This is a genomic window from Brucella sp. RRSP16 (assembly GCF_052246815.1).
In the GTDB taxonomy this organism is placed as follows: Bacteria; Pseudomonadota; Alphaproteobacteria; order Rhizobiales; family Rhizobiaceae; genus Brucella; species Brucella intermedia.
Window position 1 is genome coordinate 95,478 of sequence record NZ_JBQQAM010000010.1, and the last position, 25,995, is coordinate 121,472.

Below are 25,995 nucleotides of genomic sequence, written 5' to 3' on the forward strand. Positions count from 1 at the left end.
GGGAAATAGATGACACAGGTTGCGACCGATAAAAGCAGAGTGCCGAGGACGTCCAAGGATTGGGATCTGCGGGCAATTGCGCCTTTTGTAGCGCTCGCTTTGCTGCTTGTACTTGGTGCTGTTGTTAGTCCGAATTTCATAGGCCTAGACAATTTGCTCAATGTCATGACACGCGCTGCATTTATCGCGATTATTGCAGTGGGCGCGACCTATGTTATCTCTTCAGGTTGTCTGGACCTGTCAGTAGGATCAATGGTGGCCTTTGTGGCGAGTTTGATGATCCTTTTCATCAATTCCGGCGTCATTGCCGACCCGGTCCTGCTGCTGCTGGTTGCCGTCCTGCTGGCTCTGGTACTTGGAGCAGCCTGCGGACTTCTGAACGGACTCATTACTACCGTTGGCGGAATTGAGCCTTTCATTGCTACGCTTGGAACCATGGGGATCTACAGAGGTTTGACGACCTGGCTGTCGCAGGGCGGCGCGATCACCCTTCGCAATTCCGAAGTTCAGGCCATGTATCGCCCGGTTTACTCTGGATACATAGCTGGCGTTCCGGTCCCCGTTATCTTCATCTTTGCGACGGCGGCGCTAGCAGCTTTTGTGCTTTATCGCACACGCTATGGCCGTCATTTGCTGGCGGCAGGTTCCAACGAAGATGTGGCGCGCTATTCCGGTATCTCGGTCAAGAAGGTGCGCACTATTGCTTATGTGGTGCAAGGGTTGTGCGTGGCTGTTGCGGTGCTGCTTTATGTACCGCGTCTCGGCTCCACCTCGGCGCAGACCGGCATGATGTGGGAACTGCATGCCATTACCGCTGTCGTCGTCGGCGGTACGCTGATGCGCGGTGGCGTGGGCCGTATCTGGGGGACGATCTGTGGCGCGTTCATACTGGAGTTCATCGGCAACATCATGATCCTGTCGAATTTCATCAGCGAGTATCTGCTGGGAGCCATTCAGGGCGCGATTATCATCATCGCGATGCTGGTGCAGCGTTCGCTGGCGCGGAGATAGGTTTTGGAGATTGGCGGGATTGGTGGGGCGATTCCAGCCAGAGAGGAATGAGAGCCCCGCGTTTACTGGGAGGAAGACTATGCGAGGGAATTTGATGAAGCTTGCTTTCGCCGCTCTGACGGCGGGTGCGCTGGCCTTTGGCGGCGCGGCAAGCGCACAGGACAAGAAAGTGACGATCGGCGTGTCGATCCCGGCAGCCGACCACGGCTGGACGGCGGGCGTCGTCTATCACGCCGAACGCGTGGCGAAGCTCCTGATGGAAGAACATCCGGGCCTCAAAGTCATCGTCAAGACATCGCCCGATGCGGCATCGCAGGCCAATGCGTTGCAGGATCTGGCCGTACAGGGCCTCGACGGGCTGGTCGTTCTGCCGACCGATCCCGATCCGCTCGTCAACGCCATCAAGGAGATCAAGGACAAGGGAACCTTTGTCGCTCTGGTCGACCGCGCGCCGAGCAGCAACGACAACACCATCCGCGATCTCTACGTGGCCGGCAATAACCCGGCGCTCGGACAGGTGGCTGGCGAATACATCAAGAAGACCACGCCCGACGCACAGGTCGTCGTCATTCGCGGCCTGCCGATCCCGATCGACCAGCAGCGTCAGGACGGTTTCGACAAGGGCATTGAAGGCTCCAACGTGAAGGTTCTGGACCGCCAGTACGGCAACTGGAACCGCGACGATGCCTTCCGCGTCATGCAGGACTTCCTGACCAAATATCCGAAGATCGATGTGGTCTGGGCACAGGATGACGACATGCTTGTCGGTGTTCTCGAAGCCATCAAGCAGGCGAACCGCTCCGACATTCAGTATGTGGTAGGCGGCGCAGGCTCCAAGGATATGATCAAGAAGGTCATGGACGGCGACAAGCTCGTGCCGGTCGATGTCCTCTATCCGCCAGCGATGGTTTCGACTGCGATGCAGCTTGCGGCCGGTCATTTCTACGACCAGATTCCGGTGAGCGGCAATTACATCCTCGATGCGACGCTCGTGACGAAGGATAACGCCAAGGACTTCTATTTCCCGGATTCGCCGTTCTAAGGTGAACAAATACCGTGCGCCTGCGGGAGCGGGCGCACGGCCTTTCTTTTCCAATCCCGAAATGCAGCGCGAAGCGCGCTCTCAAATTGCTCGATGCCGGTCGATGGCGGAGTCCGAGCATATTCAGGAGAAATTTGATGAAGACGATCAAGGGGCCGGGCATTTTTCTCGGGCAGTTCGCAGGCGATGAAGCGCCGTTCAATACATGGGATGGCATCACCAAATGGGCCGCCGAAAAGGGCTATGCCGGGGTGCAGGTTCCCACATGGGCGAGCCAGCTGATCGATCTGAAAAAGGCTTCTGAATCGAAGGATTATTGTGACGAATTCGCCGGTGTGGCGCGTCAGAACGGTGTCGAAGTCACGGAGCTTTCGACCCATTTGCAGGGCCAGCTCGTTGCGGTGCACCCGGCCTATGACGAAGCTTTCGATGGCTTCGCGGTGCCCGAAGTGCGCGGCAATCCCAAGGCGCGCCAGCAATGGGCGGTCGAGCAGGTGAAGATGGCGATCCGTGCATCGCGCAATCTCGGCATCGGCGCGCATGCGACCTTTTCCGGTGCGCTGGCATGGCCGTTCATCTATCCATGGCCGCAGCGTCCTGCCGGTCTGGTGGAAACGGCATTTGAGGAACTCGCCCGCCGCTGGAAGCCGATCCTCGATCATGCCGATGAACACGGCGTCGATATCTGCTATGAAATCCATCCGGGCGAAGACCTGCACGACGGCGTGACCTTCGAGATGTTTCTGGAGCAGGTCAAAAACCACCCGCGGGCCAATATGCTCTATGACCCGTCCCATTATGTCCTGCAATGCCTCGATTATCTCGACAATATCGACATCTACAAGGACCGCATCAAGATGTTCCACGTCAAGGATGCCGAGTTCAATCCGACCGGACGACAGGGCATCTATGGCGGCTATCAGGGCTGGGTCAACCGGGCTGGTCGCTTCCGGTCGCTCGGTGACGGTCAGGTTGATTTCGGCGCGGTGTTCTCCAAGATGGCCGCGAACGACTTTGACGGCTGGGCCGTCGTCGAGTGGGAATGCGCGCTGAAGCACCCGGAAGACGGCGCGCGCGAAGGCGCGGAGTTCGTCAAGGCGCACATCATCCGCGTGACCGACAAGGCATTTGACGATTTCGCATCCGGCGGCACCGATGACGCCGCAAACCGACGTATGCTTGGATTATGAGGACGCAATGACCATCGAAGCTAAAACCAAGGAAACCGCCGTTCCCCGTATTCGCCTCGGCATGGTGGGCGGCGGCGCGGGCGCGTTTATCGGCGGCGTTCACCGCATGGCGGCGCGGCTCGACAACCGGTTTGAACTGGTGGCAGGCGCCTTGTCGTCATCAGCGGAAAAGGCGCAGGCCTCCGGCCATGAACTGGGGCTGGCCGAAGACCGCATCTATTCCAGCTACAAGGACATGGCTATTCGCGAGGCGCGCCTGAAAAACGGCATCGAAGCCGTTTCTATCGTGACGCCGAACCACGTTCACTACGACGCTGCCAAGGAGTTTTTGCGACGCGGCATCCATGTCATCTGCGACAAACCGCTGACCTCGACACTTGCCGATGCGAAGAAGCTGAAGAAGGTCGCCGATGAAAGCGGCGCCCTGTTCGTCCTGACGCATAATTATACCGGTTATCCGATGGTGCGGCAGGCGCGCGAGATGATCGCCAATGGCGAACTTGGCGATCTTCGCGTCGTACAGGTGGAATATGCGCAGGACTGGCTCACCGAAGCGGTTGAGGCAACCGGAGCCAAGGGTGCTGTCTGGCGTACCGATCCGGCGCAATCCGGGCTTGGCGGCGCAACGGGCGATATCGGCACGCACGCCTTCAATCTTGCCTCCTTCGTGACCGGCCTCACGCTCGATAGTCTTGCCGCTGATCTCGACAGTTTTGTCGAGGGGCGTCGCCTCGACGACAATGCCCATGTGATGCTGCGTTTCGCAGGCGGGGCCAAGGGCATGCTCTGGTGCAGCCAGGTTGCGCCGGGCAATGAAAATGCACTGCGCTTGCGTGTCTATGGCACAAAGGGCGGCATTGAATGGGCGCAGGAAGACCCGAACTATCTCTGGTTCACGCCTTTTGGGGAACAGAAGCGGCTTATCACGCGGGGCGGTGCAGGCGTTGGCGATGCTGCGACCCGCGTGACCCGTGTGCCGGGCGGCCATCCGGAAGGCTATCTGGAGGCTTTCGCCACCATTTATTCGGAAGCGGCCAATGCCATCGAAGCCCATCGCAATGGCAAGAAGCCGGATAGCGCCGTGATCTATCCGACCGTCGATGACGGCTTGAAGGGCGTTGCCTTCATCGATGCCTGTGTGCGTTCGTCTCAGAAAAACGGTGGCTGGGTCAAGCTTTAGAAATTGATAGGGGAATAAAGAAAGGGCGCCAGTGGCGCCCTTTTTTGTTTTCACCGCCTTGCCGGTTCAGACATACCGATTGACGACGTTTTCGAGATATTCCTGACGGCCGGATTTCGGCTGCGGATTGATGTCCTTCGCTTCGACTTCCGCCGTGATCTGGTCCAGCGAGAGGCCGGTCAGAAGTTTCTTGCCGAACTCGCCGTTCCAGCCCGCATAACGGTCATCGAGCGGCCTGGACAACGCGCCGTCCTCAAGCATTCCGGCGGCTGCCTTCAGCCCGCGTGCACAGCAATCCATGCCCCCGATATGACCGATCAGCAGATCCTGCGGATCGAGCGACTGGCGGCGCAGCTTGGCGTCGAAATTCGTGCCGCCGGTCGTGAAGCCGCCTGCAAGCAGGACCTGATAATAGGCGAGCGCCATCTCCGGCACATTGTTCGGGAACTGGTCCGTGTCCCAGCCGGACTGGTAGTCATTTCGGTTCATGTCGATGGAGCCGAAAATGCCGAGTGTGCGGGCAAGTGCCAGTTCATGCTCGAAGGAGTGACCGGCCAGAATGGCGTGGCCCTGTTCGATATTGAGCTTCACCTCGTTTTCGAGGCCATAGCGCTTCAGGAAGCCATAGACCGTCGCGACGTCGTAATCATATTGATGCTTGGTCGGCTCCTGCGGCTTCGGTTCGATCAGGATCGTGCCCTTGAAGCCGATCTTGTGCTTGTACTCGACCACCAGATTGAGGAACCGCCCCATCTGGTCGAGTTCGCGTCCGAGATCGGTGTTGAGTAGCGTTTCATAACCTTCGCGACCGCCCCACAGCACATAGTTCTCGCCGCCGAGTCGCTTGGTGGCATCGATGCAGCTTTTCACCGTCGCCGCGGCGAAGGCGAAGACGTCCGGGTCAGGGTTGGTTGCGGCCCCGCTCATATAGCGGCGGTTGGAGAACAGGTTGGCGGTGCCCCAGAGAAGCTTTACGCCGGTTTCGGCCTGCTTCTTCTCGAAGATATCGACAATCTCGTTGAGATATCGCGTGTTTTCCGCAAAGTTGCGTCCTTCGGGCCGCACATCTGCATCGTGGAAGCAGTAATAGGGCGCGCCAAGCAGGGAGAAGAATTCGAAAGCCACGTCGGCCTTGAGCTTTGCCGCATCCAGTTCGTTGGAATACCACGGGCGGTCGAAGGTGCGACCACCGAATGGATCGCCACCCTCCCAGGCAAAGCTATGCCAGTAGGCGACCGCGAAGCGCAGATGATCTTCCATACGCTTGCCCAGCACGATCTCATTCGGATCATAGTGACGGAATGCCAGCGGGTTGTCGCTGTCCGGCCCCTCATACTTGATCTTCTGAATGTCGCCGAAAAATCCGGTGCTCATTGTGTCCTCCCGTTCGAATGTCGTCATGTCTGATTGGTTGAGGCAGCGTCACTGACCGGCGAGGGCGTGAAGTGCCGGATAAAGTGCGCGATAGCGCTGATAGGCTTCCTCATAGGCCGGGGTGAGGGCGGCTTCCGGCTCTATGGTTCGCTCGGTGCGCGGCGGCGTGCAGACAGCCAGCGGGTCTACGCCGGTAGCGGCGATGAGACCCAGCCGGGCAGCGCCAAAGGCTGCGCCGAAATCGCCTTCTTCCGGCAAGGCGATCGGCACATTCAACGCGGTTGCGATCGCCTTCAGCCAATAGGTGGAGCGGGAGCCCCCGCCGACCGCGGTAAGGGAACTGATCTCGGTACCGGCAGACTGGAGCGCGGCGAGATTGTCGCGGATCGCGAAGGCAACGCCCTCCAGCACGGCTTGCGTCAGGGCGCGCTGATCGGATTCATGTTCCAGACCTGAAAACACGCCGCGTATCTTCGCATCGTTATACGGGGTGCGTTCGCCCGACAGATAGGGCAGGAAGGTCGTGCTGCCCGGCGCATTGAGCCTGTCCCCGAGTTCCCTATCAAGCTCATGCGCCGTCTTTCCGACAAGCCGCGCATACCAGTCGAGCGCGCTTGCTGCGGACAGGATGACACCCATCTGGTGCCACGTGTCGGGCAGGGCATGGCAGAAGGCATGAACCGCACTTTCTGGCTTCGGCTGATAGGCGCCGTTTGCAGCAAACAGCACGCCTGATGTGCCGAGCGAAACGAAGGCGTGACCGGGTTTGACCGTACCCATGCCGCAGGCCGATGCCGCATTATCGCCTGCACCGCCCGCCACCACCGGTAGTCCGGCAATGCCCCATTCGGCGGCCAGTTCCGCCCGCAGCCGTCCGGTTGCGTCCGTGCCTTCGGCAAGACGCGGCATCCGGCTTTCATCGAGGCCGGTCTTGTCCAGAAGTTCGCGTGACCAACGGCGTGCACCGGTGTCGAGCCAGCTTGTGCCCGCCGAATCCGACATGTCGGAGACATACTCGCCGGTCAGCCAGAGGCGAAGGTAATCCTTCGGCAGCAGTACCTTGCGGGTACGTGCGAAAATATCGGGTTCGTTATTGGCAACCCAGACGAGTTTGGGCGCGGTAAATCCCGGAAAGACAATATTGCCGGTGATGGCGCGAAAAGCCGGGTCGGCGTCGAGTGCGGCTGCTTCGCGATAGCTGCGCGTATCGTTCCAGAGGATGCAGGGACGCAATACCTGGTCCCGTTCGTCCAGCAGGGTAGCGCCATGCATCTGACCGGAAAGACCGATACCGGCAATCGCCGAAAACTCCTTCGGGTGCGCCGTGCGCAGGCCGTCAATCGCTATCCGGCAGGCGTCGATCCAATGTGCGGGGTCCTGTTCGCTCCACCCCGGATGGGGTCGCGAAACATCCAGTTCGCCATGGGCCGACCCGATGACGGTCTGTGCGTCATCGATCAACAGCGCCTTGACACCGGATGTTCCTAGATCGATCCCGAGATACATATTTGCTCCTGTTGGAAAGGCCTTGTCGCCTGCGCTTCAGTCGAGATGCGGCAGGTTGTCTTTGAGGAAAATTTCAATACGGATGTGCTCCTGTCCGGGCACGATAGCCAGACGATCGGCAGACGCCTTCAAAACCCTGATGGCGCTGCGGATCTCATGGCCCGCATCCTGCGCCAGGACGGCGTGGATGATGCCATCCGTCAGCGCCTTGGACGTCACGCTATCGCGTTCATGGGCGATGACGAGCGGCCGATTGGAGTTGTGCCTTGCCAGCGCCTTCACCAGACCGCTATTGCCTGCTCCGAGGCTGTAAATTCCGGCGATATCGCTGCGCTCGTCAAGCAACTCGGCTACGAGTTTCTCCACGCGCGAGCCCTCATCGAAGCCTTCCAGAACAGGCAATATCTCGCGGCCCGGAAAGTCCGCTTTCATGGCAGCGGTAAAACCTTCGAAACGTTCCTGATGGTCGCGGACCTTCAACGAACCGGCGACGACTGCAAGCGCCCCTTCAGTCCCGTTGGCGAAAAGCCCCAGAAGCCGTGCCGCCGTGCGTCCCGCCGCACCGTTGTCGACGCCGACATAATGCGTCCGCGTGGAATGCCCGAGATCGGATACCAGCGTGACGGCGTGGACGCCTTGCTCCCCCAATCGGTCGCAGGCTGCACGCACGGGGTCAGTATCGACCGCGACGAATGCTACACCGTCAGGCTTGCGTGTGGCGCAATCATCCAGCGCCGCCACGAGCGCCGCTTCATCGAAGGCGGGGACAAGGACGAGATTGATCAGCACACGCTCGGCCAGTGCCCGTTCGGTCGCGGATTGCAGTTCCGCGCGCAGGCTCAGCATGAAGGTGTTTTCATTGTCCGGCAAAATAAAATCGAACTGATAAAGCCGTCCGCGAGCAAGGTTGGCAGCACCCACATCGCGCACATAGCCAAGCGTGTTCATCGCAGCCATGACCCGGTCGCGCGTCTTCGCTCTCACACCTGGACGTTCGTTCAGCACACGGTCTACCGTGGCGAGGCTGACGCCCGCTGTTCTGGCTATATCATGGACTGTAGGTTTCATCCTCGCTCCTCGACGCGGACCATAAGATCAAAAATGAGGTACGTAAATCAAAAAATGCTTGCTATTCATTTTTCTTCACGTATCAATGGTGTCCGAGGATGGGGCAGTGTCGCTTTTGCAATGCTGTCCGATGGAGTGATCTTGGCGCGGGGCGCCTTCGGGAGGATCAGCCATTCAAGAAATAAGCAGCTCCAAAGTGGGCTGTTTTGTCGTGCCGAACTCCGGGGGCGGAATACGTTCGGGGGCGCGGATTGGTATCAGCCGGCAGCAAGCCGGTGTTGTTTGGAGGAGATTTGCATGAAACGTCGTAATTTTCTGACCGGCGCGCTGGTTGCTGCGGCTTTGGGCATCGGCGCTATGGCGTCCACGCCGGTCTATGCTTCGCCGGAAAATCCGGTTATCGGCTTTTCCATCGACGACCTGCGTGTCGAGCGCTGGGCGCGCGACCGCGACTATTTCATCGAAGCTGCCGAAAAGCTGGGCGCCAAGGTCAATGTGCAGTCGGCTGACGGCAATGAGGAAAAGCAGGTCAAGCAGGTTGAAAACCTGATTGCGCAGGGCGTTGACGCCATCGTCATCGTGCCGATGAACTCCAAGGTTTTCGACGCCGTCGTGGCCGACGCCAAGGCTTCCGGCATCAAGGTTCTTTCCTATGATCGCCTGATCCTCAATGCCGATATCGATGCCTATATTTCGTTCGACAATGAACGCGTCGGTTTCATGCAGGCGGAAGCGGTCCTGAAAGCCAAGCCGGAAGGCAATTATTATCTCCTCGGCGGCTCGCCGACGGATAACAACGCCAAGCTTCTCCGCGCCGGTCAGGAAAAGGCCCTCAAGGAAGCCATCGATTCCGGCAAGGTGAAGGTCATTGGCTCGCAGTGGGTCAAGGAATGGAGCCCTACGGAAGCGCTCTCCATCATGGAAAACGCGCTGACGGCTGCGCAGAACAAGATCGATGCGGTCGTCGCTTCGAACGACGGCACCGCCGGTGGCGCCATCCAGGCACTTGCTGCGCAGGGACTGGCCGGAAAGACCGCCGTTTCCGGGCAGGACAGCGACCTTGCTGCCGTCAAACGCCTGATCGACGGCACGCAGACCGTAACGGTCTACAAGCCGCTGAAGCTCATTGCTTCGGAAGCCGCCAAGCTGACAGTCCAGATGGTCAAGGGCGAAACGCCTGAATTCAATTCCAAGCTCGACAATGGCGGCAAGCAGGTCGACACGCTTCTGCTGACGCCGACCGCCGTGACCAAGGACAATATCGACATCTACGTTCAGGACGGCTTCTATACCAAGGAGCAGATCTACGGGAAGTAAGCCTTTCCGGCGGGTGTCACCGGAGTTGCTCCGGTGAACCAGCCCGATGTGAAACAGTGGGGCCGGAAGTCTGGAAATCATGATCCAGCTTCTGGCCTCGCCGACTTGTCGATGCTGTCTGTGACAGCGTTGTCTGGGAGGAGTTCCGCCGGAATGTCTCGAACCGGCGGTTCATTCTCTGCGTTACTGCAAGGTCATATGCGATGTCCGAATATCTTCTAGAGATGCGCAATATCGGTAAGGACTTCAACGGCGTGAAAGCGCTGGACGGAATTTACCTGAAAGTGCGCGCGGGCGAGTGTGTCGGCCTTTGCGGCGAGAACGGCGCGGGCAAGTCCACGCTGATGAAAGTGCTTTCCGGCGTTTATCCCCATGGCACCTGGAGCGGGGAAATTTTCTGGGAAGGCCAGGAATTGAGGGCAACGGGCATCCGCGACACGGAGGCGGCGGGCATCGTCATCATCCATCAGGAACTCATGATGGTGCCGCATCTGTCGGTTGCGGAAAACATCTTTCTGGGATCGGAGCCGACAAGCGGAGGCTTTATCGATTACGACCAGATGAATGCGCGCGCGACGGAACTTCTGGCGCGGCTCAATATTCACGACATCAATGTCGCGCTTCCGGTCTACCACTATCCGGGCGGCAAGCAGCAATTGATCGAGATCGCCAAGGCGATCAACAAGAACGCGAAGCTGCTCATTCTCGACGAGCCGACATCGGCGCTGACGGCCTCCGAAACGCGCGTCCTTCTCGATCTCATCAAGGACTTCAAGGCGCAAGGCATGGCCTGCGTCTATATCTCCCACAAGCTGGACGAAGTGGCAGAAATTTCCGATACGGTGACGGTCATCCGCGACGGGACGCATATCGGCACGAAGCCGATGGCGGAACTCACCACGCCAGCCATCATCACCATGATGGTGGGGCGCGAAATGAAAAATCTGTTCCCGCGCGAGCCGCATGATATTGGCGAGGTCATTTTTGAAGCGCGCAATATCAATTGCTGGGATGTGACGAACCCCGACCGCAAGGTGGTCGATAATGTTTCGTTCGCCCTCCGGCGCGGGGAAATTCTCGGCATTGCCGGTCTGGTTGGCGCGGGGCGGACGGAACTGGTGTCCAGCCTGTTCGGCGTCTGGCCAGGCGCTCATGACGGGCAGGTGTTCCTGGAGGGCCGGGAACTCAAGATCCGTACCCCACGCGATGCGGTTCGACAAGGCATCTGCATGGTGCCGGAAGACCGCAAGAAGGACGGCATCCTGCCCATCATGCCGGTGGGCTATAATATGACGATTTCGGTGCTGGATCGGTTTTCCCTGCGCGGACTGCTCGACAAGGAAGCGGAACTGGCCACGATCCAGCGTGAAATTCTGCGTCTCAAGGTAAAGACTGCCGACCCAATGCTGGAAATAGCCTCCCTGTCGGGCGGCAACCAGCAGAAGGCAGTGCTGTCAAAGATGATGCTGCCGGACCCCAAGGTTCTCATTCTGGACGAGCCGACGCGGGGCGTCGATGTTGGCGCGAAATATGAAATCTACAAACTGATCTTCGCCCTTGCGAAACAGGGCGTCGCGGTGCTGATGGTGTCATCCGAAATGCCGGAAGTGCTCGGCATCAGCGACCGTGTGCTCGTGATCGGCGAGGGCAGGTTGCGCGGTGATTTCCCCAATGAAAATCTGACCCAGGAGAAGGTGCTTGCCGCTGCAATCGGCAAGCCGACAAGCAATGCGGCCTGATCCGCGATCAACTCTTTGTTTTCACGCATTTCCGAACGCAAGAACCTGTTTCGTCTTTGCTGGAAATGCTCAAAATATGACCGGTGCATGATATGACGATGACGGGCAAAAGCCTTCGAAAGTTTCTGGCGGAACACAAGATTGTCGCTCTGTTGATCGTGGTTGCGCTCATATGGGCATTTTTCGCGATCCTCACCTATGATCCCGAAATGGGGCGATCGCAGTTCCTGACCGCACGCAATTTCTCCAACCTTCTGCGCCAGATGGCGATCACCGGAATGCTCGCATCCGCGATGGTTTTCGTCATCGTTGCCGGTGAAATCGATCTTTCGGTCGGGGCGCTTTTGGGACTCCTTGGCGGCATTGCCGCCGTCCTCGATGTGCTCCTTGGATGGCCGTTATGGGCGACGATCAGTACGGTATTGGTGCTCGGTGTGGCGCTCGGCGCGTTCAATGGCTGGCTGACTGCCTATCTCGGCATACCCTCTTTCATCGTCACGCTTGGCGGGCAGCTGGTCTTTCGCGGCATCGTGCTGGGCATCATGGGCGGCGTCACCATCGCGCCGATCTCGCCGGAATTCAAATATATCGGGCAAGGCTATCTGCCGGGCTGGCTTGGCAATCTCTGCGCCATTGCGCTGTTTGGCGTGCTTATCTTGATGACGCTGCGCACGCGTGCCAGCAAACGCAAGCATAATCTCCAGTTGCTTTCGTCCGGCATGGAAGTCGCGAGGCTTCTTGGTATCGGCGTCCTGATCCTCGGCTTCATCCTGATCCTCAACAGCTATCAGGGCGTGCCCGTGCCTGTGCTGATCCTGCTGGTAATCCTTGGCGTTTTCACCGTCATCGCCAAGCAGACCGTGTTCGGCCGTCATATTTACGCGGTCGGGTCCAATACCGAAGCAACCCGCTTTTCCGGTGTGAATGTCAATTTCGTCAAGATGGCCGTCTTCGCGCTGATGGGGCTGATGGCGGCGGTGGCCGGCCTGACGACGACCTCGCGCCTTGCCGCGGGTACGCCATCGGCGGGCATGGGCGGCGAACTCGACGCCATCGCTTCCTGCTTCATCGGCGGCACGTCCATGCGCGGCGGTGTCGGCTCCGTGCTCGGCGCACTGGTCGGCGCGCTCATCATGTCGAGCCTCGACAACGGCATGTCCATGCTCGGCGTCGATACGTTCTGGCAGCAGATCATCAAGGGCAGCATTCTTGTGCTGGCTGTCTATCTCGACATCGTATCCTCGGGCGCGCGGCGCGGATGAATTCAGGCGCATCATGATCTGATGCGCCTGAAACAACAATTTTTGCCGGAACAGGAAATGCTCTAACCGGGCTTGAGCGGTTCCTGTTCTAACAGACGCGCCGGAACCGCCTAACTATTTGTTTTATCGCATTATCCAACGCAAAACCGTTTCACACTTTTGCTGGAAATGCTCTAACCTTCCTCCACGAATACTTCGTCGCGCTTCTTGCGTACCGATGGAAGCAGCACGACCACGAGAACTGCTGCCGCTATGGCAAGCAGAATGGCGCTGATCGGTCGGGTGAAGAAAGTTGCCGGGTCTCCGCGAGACAGGATCATGGCGCGCCGCAGATGTTCCTCCAGCAATGGACCGAGAACGAAACCGAGCAGCAGGGGAGCCGGTTCGCAGCGCAGCTTGGCCAGCAAGTAGCCGATGAATCCGAAGAATGCGACAGCATAGAGGTCGTAGACATTCGAATTCACACTGTAAACCCCGATTGAACAGAACGTCATGATAATCGGGAAGAGCACATAATAAGGCACGGTCAGAAGCTTCACCCAGAGACCGATTAGCGGCAAATTCAGGACGATGAGCATAAGGTTGCCGATCCACATGGACGCAATCACGCCCCAGAACAGGGCAGGCTGTTCCGTCGCGACATTCGGCCCCGGCACAATGCCCTGGATAATCATGGCGCCTATCATAAGTGCCATCACCGGATTGGCAGGAATGCCCAGCGTCAACATGGGAATGAAAGATGTCTGTGCCCCGGCATTGTTGGCGGATTCCGGTCCTGCAACGCCTGCGATCGCACCCTTTCCGAATTCTTCGGGCGTGCTGGAAATGCGTTTCTCGACCGTATAGGAAGCAAAGGATGCGAGAATGGCACCGCCTCCGGGCAGAATGCCAAGTGCCGAGCCGATGACGGTTCCGCGCAGGATCGGTGCCGTCATGCGTTTGAAATCGTCGCGTGTCGGCATCAGTCCTGTGACCTTTGCCATCAGCACTTCGCGCGTATGTTCGCTTTCGAGATTGCGCAGGATTTCGGCAATGCCGAACACGCCTACGGCAACGGCAACGAAATTAAGCCCGTCTGCATATTCCGTGATGCCGAGCGTGAAACGCGGCGCTCCGGTGTAGATGTCGGTGCCGACAAGACCGAGCAGGAGGCCCAGGACGACCATCGCCAATGCCTTGACAATGGAGCCGTGCGCGAGCGCCACGGACGATACCAGACCCACGACCATAAGCGAGAAATATTCAGCTGAGCCGAACTTAAGCGCGATTTCAGTCAGTGGCGGAGCGAACACCGCTACCAGAAATGTCGAGACAGTGCCCGCAAAGAATGAACCGATTGCCGCGATGGCAAGTGCGGCGCCAGCCCGTCCGCGCCGCGCCATCTGATAGCCATCGATGGCGGTGACGGCTGATGAAGATTCACCCGGCATGTTGATGAGGATAGCGGTGGTGGAACCGCCATATTGGGCGCCGTAATAAATACCGGCGAGCATGATCAGTGCCGAAACCGGATCGCCGATCTGGAATGTGACCGGGAGAAGCATGGCAATTGTCGCTGTCGCCCCGATGCCGGGCAATACGCCGATCAAGGTGCCGAGCAATACGCCGATCAGGCAGAAGCCGAGATTTGCAAGCGTCGATGCGGTGGAGAAACCAAGCGCAAGATTGCTGAAAAGTTCCATGTCCGACCTCCTAGAACGGCCACCACGGCCCGAAACGCTGGTACGGCAGCGCGAGGGCGTAGCTGAACACGATGACGGAGAAGACAGTGATTGCAGCCGCAAGAACCAGTGCTGCGAGCGGCTTCATGCGCATCGAGGCGAAAGAGGCAATGAGGCAGGTGAGGAACAATGACGGTATGAAACCGAGGCCGCGCACCGTGAGGCCGAAGAATATGGGTGCAGGCAGAATGAAGAAAAGGCCGCGCCATGCGATCGGACCCATTGGCTCACCGGAGACGCGCGTCGCCTGGATAAGTATGACCAGTCCAAGCAGGACCAGTACGCCTGAGAGAACAAGCGGGAAATATCCCGGTCCCATGCGCAGCGATGTGCCCAAGTCCAGACCCAGCGCCTGATAGGCGAAAAAGGCGCCGGTCAGTGTGAGAAGGGCACCGCATAATCCGTTTGTCGGATCGATAGAAAATTTCCTTGAGGGCTCATTCATGGGCTAATCATCTTTCGGATTTGCCGTTGAAAGGGCTATGCCGTGGCTCGGCATGTGAATGGGATCAGCTATCCCGAGGCTGCGGTTGCGATGCGGCCGCGGGAATATGACAATCAAGGCGCGCCAGATTGCGCACCTTGATTGAGGGCCGCGACGTCAGTCCGCGTATTGTCCGGCAGCCTCGATGATCGGCTTCCAGCGTGCGACTTCGGATTCCAGCTTTGCCTTCAGCGCGGCAGGCGTCGCATCGGATTCCGATGACGGCTTTGTGCCGAGTTCGGCGAAGCGGGCAACCACATTCGGGTCTTTCAGGGCCAGTTGGAGCGATTTCGACAGCCGCTCGGTGATTGCCGCCGGAGTTCCCTTGGGAGCGTAAATGCCGTGCCAGATGCCCACTTCCATGCCGTCAAGGCCCGCTTCCTTGGTCGTGGGAAGGTCTTTCAGCACGTCCAGACGTTCGGGCGAGGTGACGGCATAGGCCTTGATCGTGCCTGCCTGAATCTGCTTGGTCGTGTTTGTGGTCTGGTCACACATGATATCGACCTGTCCGCCGAGCAGATCGGTCATGGCGGGGCCGGTTCCCTTGTATGGAACCGTGACGAGCGGAGTTTCAATAGCGCTCATGAACAGCATCCCGCACAGATGCGAGGCAGCCCCGATGCCCGCATTGGCGACCGTTACGGTATCCTTGTTGGCCTTGGCATATTCGACCAGCCCCTTCAGATCGGTCGGCTCAAGGTCCTTGCGCGCAACAATGGTCATCGGAACTTCCGTAACCAGCCCGACATATTCGAAGCCGTTCAATGTGTCATAGGCAAGCTTGCGATAGAGAGTGGCGCTTGTGGCCATGCCGATATGGTGAAGCAGGAGCGTATAGCCATCCGGGTCCGCGGTTGCGACGCGCCCGGCGCCAAGTGTTCCGCCCGCGCCGCCCACATTTTCGACAATGACCTGCTGGCCAAGGTCCTTGGACATGGATTCCGCGACAAGACGCGTCACGGTGTCGGTAGGCCCGCCTGCCGCAAAAGGCACGACCATGGTAATCGTCCGTTCAGGATAGTTTTGTGCCTGTGCGGTGAAAGTTGCAGCGGAAATGGCAAGTGTCGTCGCCAGAGCGGCGATAGTCTTCATCATAGCGTCCTCCCAGACTATGTTGCGGCGGGCAAGCCCGTATTCTGAATTCAGTTCCCCGCGCCTCTTTGGGCGCTTCGGGCAATCAGATGCGATATTATCAGGTCACTGCAGTAAATCGCTTCCGCACCGGACTTGCTCTTGAATCGGCAATGATTTCCGGCGCGCTTCAAACAGAATGTAGATGCAACCCGGCGGCTTGCCAATGCCTGAGCTTCAACGAAAGCGCTTATACTACCAAAGTCTGGGTAGCTCGCTCTTCGGCCAGATGGTCGACGAGGGATCTGGCGGCGGCGGTCAGTTCCTCACGGGACCGCACGGCGATTACAAGATTTCTTCTGGCCCAGGCATCGGAGATCGCAACAGTCGCGATTGGCAGCGTCTTTCTGAGACGTTGGGCGGCTGTCTGCGGAATGATTGCAATCCCGGCACCGGAAGCCACCATATGGCCGACCCCTTCAAACGTGCGGAGCCTCGTCCTGATTTTGAGCCTGCCGCCCAGACGGCTCGCCTGGCTCTCGATGTGCTCCTGCAAGGCACCGGCTGAAAGGCCGACGAATTGCTCCTGCAGGATATCCGGAAAGCTCACCTGCTTAGAGCTCGCGAGACGATGGTGCTTGGCCGTGATCAGCACCAGTTGATCTTTAGCAAACAGAACCCTTTCCAGACCGGTTGTGTCTGCCGCGTCCGATAATATCCCGATCTCGACAAACCCGCGCAGGACGGCCCGGGCAATATCGGTGCTCTGCCGTTCCTTCAGCTCCACATCGATGCGCGGATTTTCCGCCATCCAGACGGCGAGTTTTGCCGGAAGATACTCCGTAATCGCCGCCGTATTGGCCGCAACACGGATTGCCGTACGCATGGCTTTGGCATGCAAACCCAATTCGCTATGCATATCCGCCATCTGCCGCATCACTGTTCTGGCATGATGGACAAGGGCTTCGCCCGCTTCAGTCAAGGTTACGCCCCGCCGCCCGCGCTCCAGAAGCATAACCTGTCCAGCGGCTTCCATATCGCGCAGACGCTCGCTTGCCGCTGGAAGCGAGAGGCCTACTTCCGCCGCGCCATGGGTGATGCTGCCGGTATCGGCTACGGCAAGGAAGAGGCGAAGGTCGGTAAGATCAAAGCGCATGCGCGATATTAGCGTGAATCCTGCCTATGGGAAAGCCGAAGGCTGGATGAGGAACTTCCGCATTCCGCCCGCTGGCCATGTCGCTATAGCAGGGACATGACTTATTCCTTCTCCTTGATCTTCACGATTGCGATTACGTTTCTCTGCGCCGGCTTCGTCAAAGGCGTGACCGGAATGGGACTGCCAACCGTCGCGATGGGCATATTGGGCGCGCTCATATCTCCGCTCGCAGCCGCGAGCCTGCTGATTATTCCCTCCTTCGTCACCAATCTGTGGCAGCTTGTGGCAGGGCCGAGTTTCGGTGCGCTCATGCTTCGCCTATGGAGCATGATGCTGGCAATTGTGGTGGGGACCATCACAGGAACCGCGGTTCTGGTCGGCGGAAATATTGCAATCACCACATCGATGCTGGGTTTTTCGCTCGTCGTCTATGCAGCCTATACGTTATTGGCCCGCCAGCTACAGGTGCCGGAAAAGCTCGAGCGTTTGCTATCCCCTGTCATCGGCCTCCTGACGGGGTTGATTGCAGGGGCAACGGGAATATTTGTCATTCCGGCAGTGCCCTATCTGAGTTCTCTGGGGCTTAGAAAAGACGATCTTGTGCAGTCGCTGGGGCTTTCCTTCACTGTTTCGACTGTCGCACTGGGCGTTGGGCTTTCCAGCAGGCAGGCCTATTCGGGTGATCTCCTGTTAATCTCCGTTCTGGCCATTGTTCCTGCACTGGCCGGGATGTTCCTCGGGCAGTTCTTTCGCCGCAAAATCCGGCCGGAAAGCTTTCGCCGTTGGTTTCTGATAGGTCTCATGGTTCTCGGACTTGAAATGGCATTGAGACCATTGTTCTCGTTAAGTTGATGAACGGAGAAGGATTTTTCCGTTCCTGCAAGCTGATACGGATTTGCTTTCTTGTTCGAATCCGGCAAGGGCAGGATATTGTCTCACCCCCAAGAGAATAGCCTTCAGCTTCAACGGTTTTTTGCTGAAGCCTCCCTATCATCGGCCTGATTGACGGAATGACCCAAAGAGATACCGAACCAAACCAGTCGCGCGCTTTCCGGCTGTTCAAGCCGGTTCTTGCCGGAGCAACGCTGCGGGAACGATCCATTGCCTGCCTCGGCGCCCTGATCGGTATTGCGCTGACCGGCTTCATATCGAGCATATTGCTGGGAAACGGGCCGCATCTTCCTTTGATCGTAGCACCGATCGGTGCGTCGGCAGTTCTGCTCTTTGCCGTTCCGACCAGCCCGCTAGCCCAGCCCTGGTCGATCATCGGCGGCAACACGATTTCGGCTTTCGTCGGTTTGGCCGTCACGCAGTTTGTCGATGATCCGGCGCTGGCAATCGGCCTTGGCGTGGCTCTGGCCATCGCTGCCATGTCCGTCACCCGCAGCCTTCATCCGCCCGGCGGCGCAGCCGCGTTGACCGCGGTTCTGGGTGGATCGGCGGTCGCCAAATGGGGCTTGCTGTTCCCGCTGGTGCCGGTTGCGCTGAATTCCTGCCTTCTTGTCGGGCTGGGGATTTTGTTTCACAAACTGTCGCGCCGGAAATATCCGCATGTGGCTGCCGCCGCGCCGGTCAATAAGCACAGCACGGAAGACCTGCCGCCTTCGGTCCGCATGGGCATCCGCGAGGACGACATCGACCGCGCCTTGTTGGCGTTGGACGAAAGCTTCGATATTGATCGCAACGATCTTGGACGTCTGCTGCGGCAGGTGGAGCTTGAAGTGTCCACTCGCTCGCGCGGGGACCTGACATGCGCCGATATCATGTCGCGGGATGTCGTCAGTATCGACGAAGGTGCAACCGCCAGCCAGGCGCGCGAGCTGATCCTGCGGCACAATCTGCTGACGCTGCCCGTGCGCACATCGGATGGGCGCCTGAAAGGCGTGATCGGTTTGCGCGAGTTGATGCATCCGGGCGATGACTTCAGAAACTACATCGTGGAGGCTCCCACCGCGTCACAGTCTGATCCGGTGATGAGCCTCGTACCGAGCCTCACCGATGGTCTGGCGCATGCCGTCGTGGTCATTGATGAAATGCGCCGCATCATCGGGCTCGTATCGCAAAGCGATCTTCTGAGCACGCTTGCGCGTTCGCGTCCCAATGAAAAGCTGGTGCCTCTGAGAGCGGCATGATCGGCCGGCCCGTGCTTCCCTATTGAATTGGAACGGTTTTCCGGGCAGGGTTTGCCGACCCGGAAATCTGCAGCAGGTGTTCATGTCGGTCCAGCGCGCGAGCTTCTATATTCTTCTGGCACTGGTCACCATCGCCTTTGCGTGGTTGCTGCTGCCCTATTATTCGGCAGTCTTGTGGGCTGTTATTCTCGCCGTGGTGTTCTCGCCGGTGCAACAGCGTCTGGAACGTTTGCTCGGGGGCAGGAAGAACATTGCGGCCCTGCTTTCCGTGTTGATGTGCATCTGTCTGGTCATCATTCCGATGCTGGCGATTTTCGGTTCGCTGGTTCAGGAGGGTAACTCCCTCTATCAACGCCTGAGCAGCCGCGAGTTTGACCTGAACAGTTATATTTCCCGCATCCTGGGTGCTTTGCCGGATTCGCTGGAGGAGTGGCTGACCCGGTTTGAATTGGGGGACTTCGCGGAATGGCGCTCGCGCATTTCCTCCGCCATCATGCAGGGCAGCCAGCTTTTCGCCGGAAGGCTGGTGAGCTTCGGCCAGAATACACTGCAATTCTTCATCGGTTTCGGCATCATGCTTTATCTGCTGTTCTTCCTGTTTCGCGACGGTGCGGAGCTGGGGCGGAAGATCAGGCAGGCCATTCCGCTCAACGACGATTACACCCGGCAGTTTCTGGAAAAATTCACCGCCGTCATCCGGGCGACCGTGAAGGGAAATATCATCATCGCCATCATTCAGGGAACGATAGGCGGGGTGACTTTCTGGCTTCTCGGCGTGGAAGCAGCCTTGCTCTGGGGCGTCATGATGACGTTCCTCTCCATGCTGCCGGCCGTCGGCGCCGCCCTTGTCTGGATACCGGCGGCGGCCTGGTTCTTTGCAAGCGGGGAGTGGATCAGCGGCGCTGTTCTGGTCTTCGTCGGCGTATTCGTGATCGGACTGGTCGATAATCTCCTGCGACCGCCGCTCGTCGGAAAAGGCACCCGCATGCCTGATTACGTCGTTCTGATCTCCACGGTGGGAGGAATTTCACTGATCGGGATCAATGGTTTCGTGGTCGGCCCGCTGATTGCCGCGATGTTCATCGCCGCATGGTCGCTTCTGGCAGAAGAGCAGAAGGGCAACGGTCCTGCCCAACTGCCGAAGAGCTGAACTCACGCCACCTTCAATTCCGCGATGGGAAGCCCGGTTTCGGTCATCTTGTTGTCGACGCCGTTTTCATCGAGGAAATGCTTCATTTCGGCATAGGTCTCGAACCAGGCCCGGTTATATTTGTCGAAAAGAGACTGGTCCCAGTAGTCTTCCAGCCGGAAGGGCTTGTCGCTGAAGACGTCGTAGCTCGGTATCTTGAAGGTCTCTGCAAATTCTGCCGTGCGGCTGTCATAGGTAAAGTAGATAGACGGAACGCCGTTGGCCAGCGCCATCAGGTTGCCGTGCAGACGATAACCAAGGACGAGTTGCTGCTTGCGCACGAGTTCCTCGTAATCTGCAACGACATCCGAGTAGAACATGCGATGGCGATAGAGGTTTTCTATCGTTTCGTCGAAATACCAGTCTGCTGTCCAGCGATGCGCCTTGAGGGCCGCAATGGCCTCTTCCTTCTGCTCCGCTGTTCCGAAGACCATCTTCTTTTCATCGATCTCGCCCTGCGCCATCAAGGTTACATCGAAGCGTTGGGCCATGGATTTGATGAGGCCGCGGTGCCGGGTCAGATATTGCTCGATATCCTGCGCATAGGCAGGGGACACCTCGCGGCGAACCGTAACGCCGACTTGCGCAACGTTTTCCAGCGGCGGCAGTTTGATGCGCAGATGCTGGTTGTTGCGGCGAAACGCGGTCGGGCAACCGATGACCCGCACATTGCGGATGCCAATGTCGTTGAGCACTTGGGCCGTATAAGCACCGCGCACACCGATGGACGTTGTGGAATCCGCGATAATGCGCAGGACCGCCTTCGTCTCTTCGGAAAGCTGTATTTCCCCTCTGACCGGCGCTTGCGCTCCAACGCCGAATGCGATGACCGGCAGTTTCAGCCGCTGCAATACCGGGATCGTGTCGCGCCAGTTCATATCCTTGTTGATGTAGTTCGAGCCACGCAGGATCACATAATCATATTCTTCGCGCAGCTGATCGATCTTTTCCGGGGAAAAATTGGTGATCGGGAGCTCGGAAGCCTTCTCGTAATCCATGAGCTTCAACGATGACTCGAAGACGAAGGCGTCGCCGATGTTGTGATAATGATTGATGCTGCCCTGAACGTCGGTATGACGATACCAGCGGACATTGTCGTGATCGTACACTTCTCCCGCAGGGATCATGACGAGGGCGCGTGCCATACGGTTTTCCTTCTGTTTCAATAAGGTCAAGCCAGGCTCAGCTTGCCTGTGAAAGAGCAGTTTGCGTAACTGCCGGTTTCTGTCTGCGCGGTTTTGACTCCCGCAACCGGTTATAGAGATCGAGGTGCTCCTTCGCGCAGTCGATATAATGGACCGGATTGCGGATGGATTGATGCAATCTGTCCCACACGCCCGGTTCGCTCAGCACTTCCGTAAAGCGGTCGGCCAGATCCTCGGCGCTGCGCACCCGGAAATGCAGGCCGTCTTCGCCGTCGCGAATCTTCTCCGCCATGCCGCCGATGTTCGAGCAAATGACGGGGCGTCGATGATGCAAGGCCTCCTGAATGACGATAGGTGAGTTTTCCCACCAGATCGAAGGCATGACCACCCAGTCCACAGACTGCATGAGGCGCGGCATTTCGGCATTCTGGTAAGCGCCATAGAAGCGCACGCGCGGACCAGCCTCCTCGATCAGTTTATGCATGCGCTCCTGAAAGGCGGGTGGCTGCTTCTCCAGATTGCCTCCGAAGATCATCAGCCGGGAATCCTCACCCCAGACCTGTTCCGGGACACGGGATACCGCATCGACCAGCACGTCTATGCCCTTGAAAGGATTGATCTGACCGAAAAAGGCAAAGCGGTTGCGGCGCGGGTTCGGCCCGGTCAGCTCACGTGGAAGGGTGACATCGCGGATGGCTATGCCGTTTTCGATGACTTCCATCTTGTCCGGATTGAGGCCCCATTCGAGATAGCGATTGGCGAGGAATTCGCTCGGTGAAACGAAGGCGTCGGCAAGTTCCAGCATGCCGCGCACAAAGCGCTCCCGCTTGAGAAAGCGCGCCGGCGGTATCTGCGGAAAACAGGCGTGGCAATCGATGGGGGACGCCTCGCTGCACAGCTTCGATGTGCCGGCTTTGACCATCTGGCCGTCATTGTTGCAGATGGACAGAAACTCGTGAAAAGTCACGAGAATGATCCGGTCCGGCAACGCTTCGCGGATGGCGTAGAGGGTCTCCAGCCCGAGGCCCAGGACATGGTGGAAATGCACGATGTCAGGGTCGTAGTCTCGGACGAAGCGCAGCAGGTCGCGGCGGATTTCATCGGTGTTCTTGTTCGACAGATAAAAATGGTCGTATTCGTCGGCATGAAACAGGATTTCATCGCTGGCGCGCCGCATGCTCATGAGTGCTGTCGTGCCATGTCGCGGGATCGGATGGGCCGCACGCGCCAGATAGACAGATTGCACGTCGGGAATGCTGTTCAACCCCTTGTGCAGATTGTAGGAAGCGATTTCACCGCCCCCAAGAGAGATCGAAGGGTGGGCGTGCGAGATGACGAGAACCCGGAGTTTATCGCTCATGCAAGTTCCTCCGCCTGAGCCTTGCGCCTGCCAGCGAGAATGGAGGACCAACGCGCATCGAAGACCTGCCGGTCAATGCGCTCGATGAGTGCGATGGTCGATGCCCTGTCGGTAACGGATGTGTCGTCCGCTCCAAGCATCTGGGCCGAAGGCAACCAATAGGAGCGCAAGCCTGATTGTTTCAGTTTCAATCCGAGATCCAGTCCCTTTTCGTGGGTGCCGAGATAGCCGCGCGTGAAGCCGCCGACCGAAAACAGCGCTTCGCGGGGAAGGATGCAGCACTCGAACGTCGCCGTTGCGACTTCCGTCAACGACATTCCCGATACGGCGTCGATGGGATAACCCGCATAGCGGCTGATCAGGGCCCGATCCGCCGACATGCCGGAGGGGGGACCCGCAACCCAGGTTCCAGCCCAACGGATTGAATCATCCTCATAGGCAAGGGTGGGTGACAGGACGCAGTCCTTGTGCGCTTCATAGGCGCTGACGAGCTTGTTCAGCCATCCGGCGCGGCGCGGCAGCAGCGATCCGGCCAGGAATATGACCTGATCCGTTGTAACCGTGCGGGCGCCGACTTCCAGCGCATCGTAGAGGTCCTCGGAACCGGTCGCTGAAACGAGCCGGATGCGCAGGCGGTAGAAATCCGCAAGGCGTCTGATCTGTACGCCGATGCGGTCGATGATCTCGCTTGCCGCCGCGATCACGATCGGGGCGATCCGGGTTTCCGGATCGAGCGCGAGCAGTGCAAGCAAGGCTTCGATCTCCTCGACGCGTTCATCGATGCCGATGATGATCGCAGGTCCCATCGCATCTTCGAAGGGGCCGAGATCGACAACGCCGAAGACTTCAGGCGCAGGGCGGCTGACTCCGCGCAGCAATGGAACGAGTTGCTGGTCCACGATATGGCGCAGAGCCCAAGCGTTCGGATCGGTTGCCCGGATTTGCCGGACGATGGCCTCGCGGGACGTGACGCGGGTGGGCGTCAACGGAAAAAAGGCACGCCGACCATCGCTGATGGCAAGTTCAAGGTAGAACGGGGAGGTGCTGTCACCGGCAAGTTCCGGGGCGAAGGCGACGAAACCATGGGCATGACGGCTGGGGTCGAGCCCGGCATTGAACGGCGGCTGATTGTCGAATTCGCGGGTTACGTCAGGCCTGTCTATACGGGTCCAGCTTGTGTCGATCTGGATTTCACCGCGATGGCGGCGCAGTTTCACGCTTTCCACATGGCTGTCGGGATCGAGCAGCCAGCCGGAAACAAGCATGCCACTTCCTTCCACACGGAAGACATTGTCTATTCCCATCCGGACGGGAAAGGGTAGGCCGGATACCGTGTCGGCGCCATCGAAGCGGTTGGCGGCAGACCGCATGCGCAGCAGAATGTCGGTCGAGCTGCGTACCCGTGGCAGGATCGCCCGTATGTGGCCCGGCGTCTCACGCGAGCCGGACAAGAGCCTGCGGTCATAGACTTCGGTAAAACGCCAGCCCCGCCGCCCGCGAAACAGAAGCCGTTCGATATCGGTCGGCTCGACCGGCTCATTGGCAAGCAGAAGCCCTGCAAATCCGGATGCTTCATCATTCAGGTCGGGCCGTGCAAAGACGCTGATCGCGCACTCCGCGAGGGATGGATTTTTGCCGCTGATCAGCAGCCGGGTGACGGCAGGCGTAAGGTCCTGTGCCCAGCCCTGAACGAAAATCTCGCCTTCGTCGCTCCCGCCGATGAGTTCGATACAGCCGTCGGAGCGGGCTCCGGCCTGCAACAGAACGGTGATCGCCGAAAGTTTCTTCCGGCTGATAGGGCCGGAGATCAGCCCTTCCACCAGTTCATCGATGACGCCCGGCAGGCTCGGTCCGGCCAGATCGCCAATCATGGCGACAAAATCCGCGATAGAAGCAGAACGCGACGCGAAATTGTAGCGAGCGACCTTCGCCCGATGCTGGAACATGATGGTCTTCAGGACGCCACGGCGCAGAGCAGCCGTTGGCACGATGGCGACGAAACCATGGGTTCCCGCAGGGGAAGGTTCCTTCAGCGGCCATGTGATCAGGCTTGTTTTCACGCTCATGGCAGGATCGCCATTGAGAAAGGCCGTGACCTGATCGTTTGCGGCGCTGCCGATGCCAAGCACCAGCACCAGCGTGTCTTCGATCACGCTGCCCACGACCATTTCGCCCTCCATCATCATGGGAGGACGATCCGGAGACCGGGAAGGTCTTGCAGCCGGCTGCTGTGCGACAGGTCTTTCGTCTTGCGCCATGGACGTCCCCTCAGGGCATGACTGCAAGGGTCAGAAGGGCACCGGCGACGAAACCAGCCAGCACGAACATCAGCATGAACAGAAGCTTGATGTCGCCGCTGCTGCGCTTGCGCACGTCTTCCATGCGCTGTTCCAATCCGGCGACAACACCGTCCATGCGCATGATATGCACATCAAGCTCGGTCATGCGCTGATGAAGATCGGTGCGCAGGCCATCGACGGAGCTGGCAATGTCCAGCAATTCCGCGGGAGCTGCATTGCCGGATGCGTCGAGGGTCGGCGCGACGCGCTGCAACGAACGCTGGTTGACCTGCAACTGGCGTTGCGCCGCCATCAGCATGTCGAGCTTGTCCAGAATGCGCGTCATGGGTGCTGCGATAAGCGCTTCGGCAGCCTGTTCGTCGGGCTTCGGCACGCGCAGTTTCTGCTCGCCGCCTGCGGCGTTGGCGGCAACGACGACGAGTTCGCCAGCCCGTGCAGCGGCGAATTGCGGCAGCATCACTTCAAAGGCGTGCTTGCCATCGCCGATACCATTGCGCTTCAGGTCGGGGCGATCCTTGTCGGCCGGAGCTTCAGCGATAGGCTTGTCATCCAGCAGAACACGGATCAGAAGCCGTTCGGTCGGGACCGAAGGATCGAAGGCCCAGCCATAGAGGCGGCCTTCCTCGATGGCGTCAACGCGTCCTTTCATGGCTTCGGTCCTTTGAGGTCCGGCGGCGGCATTGGGTGTTGCTGCCTGCTTTGCTTCCCCCTCGGATGGAATTTTGGTCGCGATGTTCATGATTTACCT

The 25,995-nt window shown here is 58.8% G+C and carries 21 protein-coding genes; 10 read left to right on the plus strand and 11 right to left on the minus strand.

The genetic code is table 11. The features are described from left to right. Positions 1–9: 9 nt before the first annotated feature. From ACS5UA_RS16555 to ACS5UA_RS16570, 4 genes are all read left to right on the plus strand, one after another. Positions 10–1,011 carry an ABC transporter permease gene (locus ACS5UA_RS16555; RefSeq protein ID WP_273771024.1) on the plus strand — a complete coding sequence of 334 codons (1,002 nt, stop codon included), beginning with the start codon at positions 10–12 and terminating at the stop codon, positions 1,009–1,011. A gap of 79 nt (positions 1,012–1,090) precedes the next feature. Beyond that, entirely contained in the window at positions 1,091–2,053 is a 963-nt protein-coding gene (locus tag ACS5UA_RS16560; protein WP_273771023.1) for a substrate-binding domain-containing protein, read from the plus strand. 137 nt (positions 2,054–2,190) lie between these two features. After that, positions 2,191–3,243 carry a sugar phosphate isomerase/epimerase family protein gene (locus ACS5UA_RS16565; RefSeq protein ID WP_273771022.1) on the plus strand — a complete coding sequence of 351 codons (1,053 nt, stop codon included), beginning with the start codon at positions 2,191–2,193 and terminating at the stop codon, positions 3,241–3,243. A 7-nt stretch (positions 3,244–3,250) separates the two neighbouring features. Continuing rightward, positions 3,251–4,423 carry a Gfo/Idh/MocA family protein gene (locus ACS5UA_RS16570; protein WP_266029461.1) on the plus strand — a complete coding sequence of 391 codons (1,173 nt, stop codon included), beginning with the start codon at positions 3,251–3,253 and terminating at the stop codon, positions 4,421–4,423. A gap of 66 nt (positions 4,424–4,489) precedes the next feature. On the opposite strand, the gene xylA is transcribed toward ACS5UA_RS16570, so the two are convergent. Genes xylA through ACS5UA_RS16585 form a run of 3 tightly spaced genes read right to left on the minus strand, consistent with a single transcriptional unit; the run spans position 4,490 to position 8,371 of the window. Then, positions 4,490–5,797 carry a xylose isomerase gene (gene xylA, locus ACS5UA_RS16575; protein ID WP_266029462.1) on the minus strand — a complete coding sequence of 436 codons (1,308 nt, stop codon included), beginning with the start codon at positions 5,795–5,797 and terminating at the stop codon, positions 4,490–4,492. Between the two features lie 48 nt (positions 5,798–5,845). Further along, a complete protein-coding gene (gene xylB / locus ACS5UA_RS16580) occupies positions 5,846–7,303 on the minus strand; it encodes a xylulokinase (RefSeq protein WP_273771021.1) in 1,458 nt (485 codons plus the stop codon). Between the two features lie 36 nt (positions 7,304–7,339). After that, positions 7,340–8,371 (minus strand): LacI family DNA-binding transcriptional regulator, encoded by a 1,032-nt coding sequence (locus ACS5UA_RS16585; RefSeq protein WP_151660780.1) that lies wholly within the window; start codon positions 8,369–8,371, stop codon positions 7,340–7,342. 297 nt (positions 8,372–8,668) lie between these two features. Here ACS5UA_RS16585 and xylF point away from each other — a divergent pair, with 297 nt between their 5' ends. The 3 genes from xylF to ACS5UA_RS16600 all read left to right on the plus strand — a co-directional run bounded on the left by xylF (position 8,669) and on the right by ACS5UA_RS16600 (position 12,689). Continuing rightward, positions 8,669–9,688: a D-xylose ABC transporter substrate-binding protein gene (gene xylF, locus ACS5UA_RS16590; RefSeq protein ID WP_021585501.1), complete on the plus strand. Its 1,020-nt coding sequence runs from the start codon at positions 8,669–8,671 to the stop codon at positions 9,686–9,688. A gap of 203 nt (positions 9,689–9,891) precedes the next feature. Continuing rightward, positions 9,892–11,427, plus strand: coding sequence for a xylose ABC transporter ATP-binding protein (locus tag ACS5UA_RS16595; protein WP_273771019.1), 1,536 nt, complete (start codon positions 9,892–9,894; stop codon positions 11,425–11,427). A gap of 92 nt (positions 11,428–11,519) precedes the next feature. After that, positions 11,520–12,689, plus strand: a complete 1,170-nt coding sequence (locus ACS5UA_RS16600) for a sugar ABC transporter permease (protein WP_273771018.1) — start codon at positions 11,520–11,522, stop codon at positions 12,687–12,689. A gap of 173 nt (positions 12,690–12,862) precedes the next feature. Here ACS5UA_RS16600 and ACS5UA_RS16605 read toward each other — a convergent pair whose 3' ends face one another. The 4 genes from ACS5UA_RS16605 to ACS5UA_RS16620 form a co-directional block, all read right to left on the minus strand. Continuing rightward, positions 12,863–14,371 carry a tripartite tricarboxylate transporter permease gene (locus ACS5UA_RS16605; protein WP_006468677.1) on the minus strand — a complete coding sequence of 503 codons (1,509 nt, stop codon included), beginning with the start codon at positions 14,369–14,371 and terminating at the stop codon, positions 12,863–12,865. 10 nt (positions 14,372–14,381) lie between these two features. Next, positions 14,382–14,855: a tripartite tricarboxylate transporter TctB family protein gene (locus ACS5UA_RS16610; RefSeq protein ID WP_006468678.1), complete on the minus strand. Its 474-nt coding sequence runs from the start codon at positions 14,853–14,855 to the stop codon at positions 14,382–14,384. Positions 14,856–15,011: 156 nt separating this feature from the next. Then, the gene (locus tag ACS5UA_RS16615) at positions 15,012–15,989 is read right to left on the minus strand and encodes a tripartite tricarboxylate transporter substrate-binding protein (protein ID WP_006468679.1); all 978 of its coding nucleotides are present in this window, start codon (positions 15,987–15,989) and stop codon (positions 15,012–15,014) included. 226 nt (positions 15,990–16,215) lie between these two features. Beyond that, the gene (locus ACS5UA_RS16620; RefSeq protein WP_273771017.1) at positions 16,216–17,121 is read right to left on the minus strand and encodes a LysR family transcriptional regulator; all 906 of its coding nucleotides are present in this window, start codon (positions 17,119–17,121) and stop codon (positions 16,216–16,218) included. A gap of 96 nt (positions 17,122–17,217) precedes the next feature. Here ACS5UA_RS16620 and ACS5UA_RS16625 point away from each other — a divergent pair, with 96 nt between their 5' ends. The 3 genes from ACS5UA_RS16625 to ACS5UA_RS16635 all read left to right on the plus strand — a co-directional run bounded on the left by ACS5UA_RS16625 (position 17,218) and on the right by ACS5UA_RS16635 (position 20,403). Continuing rightward, positions 17,218–17,973: a sulfite exporter TauE/SafE family protein gene (locus ACS5UA_RS16625; RefSeq protein WP_273771016.1), complete on the plus strand. Its 756-nt coding sequence runs from the start codon at positions 17,218–17,220 to the stop codon at positions 17,971–17,973. A gap of 158 nt (positions 17,974–18,131) precedes the next feature. Then, positions 18,132–19,253, plus strand: coding sequence for an HPP family protein (locus ACS5UA_RS16630; RefSeq protein WP_273771015.1), 1,122 nt, complete (start codon positions 18,132–18,134; stop codon positions 19,251–19,253). 82 nt (positions 19,254–19,335) lie between these two features. Further along, complete coding sequence (locus ACS5UA_RS16635) at positions 19,336–20,403, plus strand: AI-2E family transporter (protein WP_025092035.1); 1,068 nt, start codon at positions 19,336–19,338, stop codon at positions 20,401–20,403. A gap of 2 nt (positions 20,404–20,405) precedes the next feature. Here ACS5UA_RS16635 and ACS5UA_RS16640 read toward each other — a convergent pair whose 3' ends face one another. The 4 genes from ACS5UA_RS16640 to ACS5UA_RS16655 are packed head-to-tail and all read right to left on the minus strand — an operon-like array spanning position 20,406 to position 25,986. Next, complete coding sequence (locus ACS5UA_RS16640) at positions 20,406–21,587, minus strand: polysaccharide pyruvyl transferase family protein (RefSeq protein ID WP_273771014.1); 1,182 nt, start codon at positions 21,585–21,587, stop codon at positions 20,406–20,408. A 37-nt stretch (positions 21,588–21,624) separates the two neighbouring features. Beyond that, positions 21,625–22,947 carry a glycosyltransferase family 4 protein gene (locus ACS5UA_RS16645; protein ID WP_273771013.1) on the minus strand — a complete coding sequence of 441 codons (1,323 nt, stop codon included), beginning with the start codon at positions 22,945–22,947 and terminating at the stop codon, positions 21,625–21,627. Then, entirely contained in the window at positions 22,944–25,205 is a 2,262-nt protein-coding gene (locus tag ACS5UA_RS16650; protein ID WP_443101525.1) for a glycosyltransferase family 2 protein, read from the minus strand. Before ACS5UA_RS16650 ends, ACS5UA_RS16645 begins: the two co-directional genes overlap by 4 nt. A 10-nt stretch (positions 25,206–25,215) precedes the next feature. Then, positions 25,216–25,986 (minus strand): hypothetical protein, encoded by a 771-nt coding sequence (locus ACS5UA_RS16655; RefSeq protein WP_273771011.1) that lies wholly within the window; start codon positions 25,984–25,986, stop codon positions 25,216–25,218. Positions 25,987–25,995 lie beyond the last annotated feature (9 nt).

Coding starts and splice junctions, on each gene's coding strand:
- ACS5UA_RS16595 (WP_273771019.1), top strand. CDS start 9,892: ATGTCCGAATATCTTCTAGAGATGCGCAATATCGGTAAGGACTTCAAC.
- ACS5UA_RS16625 (WP_273771016.1), top strand. CDS start 17,218: ATGACTTATTCCTTCTCCTTGATCTTCACGATTGCGATTACGTTTCTC.
- ACS5UA_RS16605 (WP_006468677.1), bottom strand. CDS start 14,371: ATGGAACTTTTCAGCAATCTTGCGCTTGGTTTCTCCACCGCATCGACG.
- ACS5UA_RS16635 (WP_025092035.1), top strand. CDS start 19,336: ATGTCGGTCCAGCGCGCGAGCTTCTATATTCTTCTGGCACTGGTCACC.
- ACS5UA_RS16585 (WP_151660780.1), bottom strand. CDS start 8,371: ATGAAACCTACAGTCCATGATATAGCCAGAACAGCGGGCGTCAGCCTC.
- xylA (WP_266029462.1), bottom strand. CDS start 5,797: ATGAGCACCGGATTTTTCGGCGACATTCAGAAGATCAAGTATGAGGGG.
- ACS5UA_RS16620 (WP_273771017.1), bottom strand. CDS start 17,121: ATGCGCTTTGATCTTACCGACCTTCGCCTCTTCCTTGCCGTAGCCGAT.
- ACS5UA_RS16610 (WP_006468678.1), bottom strand. CDS start 14,855: ATGAATGAGCCCTCAAGGAAATTTTCTATCGATCCGACAAACGGATTA.
- ACS5UA_RS16555 (WP_273771024.1), top strand. CDS start 10: ATGACACAGGTTGCGACCGATAAAAGCAGAGTGCCGAGGACGTCCAAG.
- ACS5UA_RS16615 (WP_006468679.1), bottom strand. CDS start 15,989: ATGATGAAGACTATCGCCGCTCTGGCGACGACACTTGCCATTTCCGCT.
- ACS5UA_RS16600 (WP_273771018.1), top strand. CDS start 11,520: ATGACGATGACGGGCAAAAGCCTTCGAAAGTTTCTGGCGGAACACAAG.
- ACS5UA_RS16640 (WP_273771014.1), bottom strand. CDS start 21,587: ATGGCACGCGCCCTCGTCATGATCCCTGCGGGAGAAGTGTACGATCAC.
- ACS5UA_RS16650 (WP_443101525.1), bottom strand. CDS start 25,205: ATGGCGCAAGACGAAAGACCTGTCGCACAGCAGCCGGCTGCAAGACCT.
- ACS5UA_RS16655 (WP_273771011.1), bottom strand. CDS start 25,986: ATGAACATCGCGACCAAAATTCCATCCGAGGGGGAAGCAAAGCAGGCA.
- ACS5UA_RS16630 (WP_273771015.1), top strand. CDS start 18,132: ATGACCCAAAGAGATACCGAACCAAACCAGTCGCGCGCTTTCCGGCTG.
- xylF (WP_021585501.1), top strand. CDS start 8,669: ATGAAACGTCGTAATTTTCTGACCGGCGCGCTGGTTGCTGCGGCTTTG.
- xylB (WP_273771021.1), bottom strand. CDS start 7,303: ATGTATCTCGGGATCGATCTAGGAACATCCGGTGTCAAGGCGCTGTTG.
- ACS5UA_RS16570 (WP_266029461.1), top strand. CDS start 3,251: ATGACCATCGAAGCTAAAACCAAGGAAACCGCCGTTCCCCGTATTCGC.
- ACS5UA_RS16645 (WP_273771013.1), bottom strand. CDS start 22,947: ATGAGCGATAAACTCCGGGTTCTCGTCATCTCGCACGCCCACCCTTCG.
- ACS5UA_RS16565 (WP_273771022.1), top strand. CDS start 2,191: ATGAAGACGATCAAGGGGCCGGGCATTTTTCTCGGGCAGTTCGCAGGC.
- ACS5UA_RS16560 (WP_273771023.1), top strand. CDS start 1,091: ATGCGAGGGAATTTGATGAAGCTTGCTTTCGCCGCTCTGACGGCGGGT.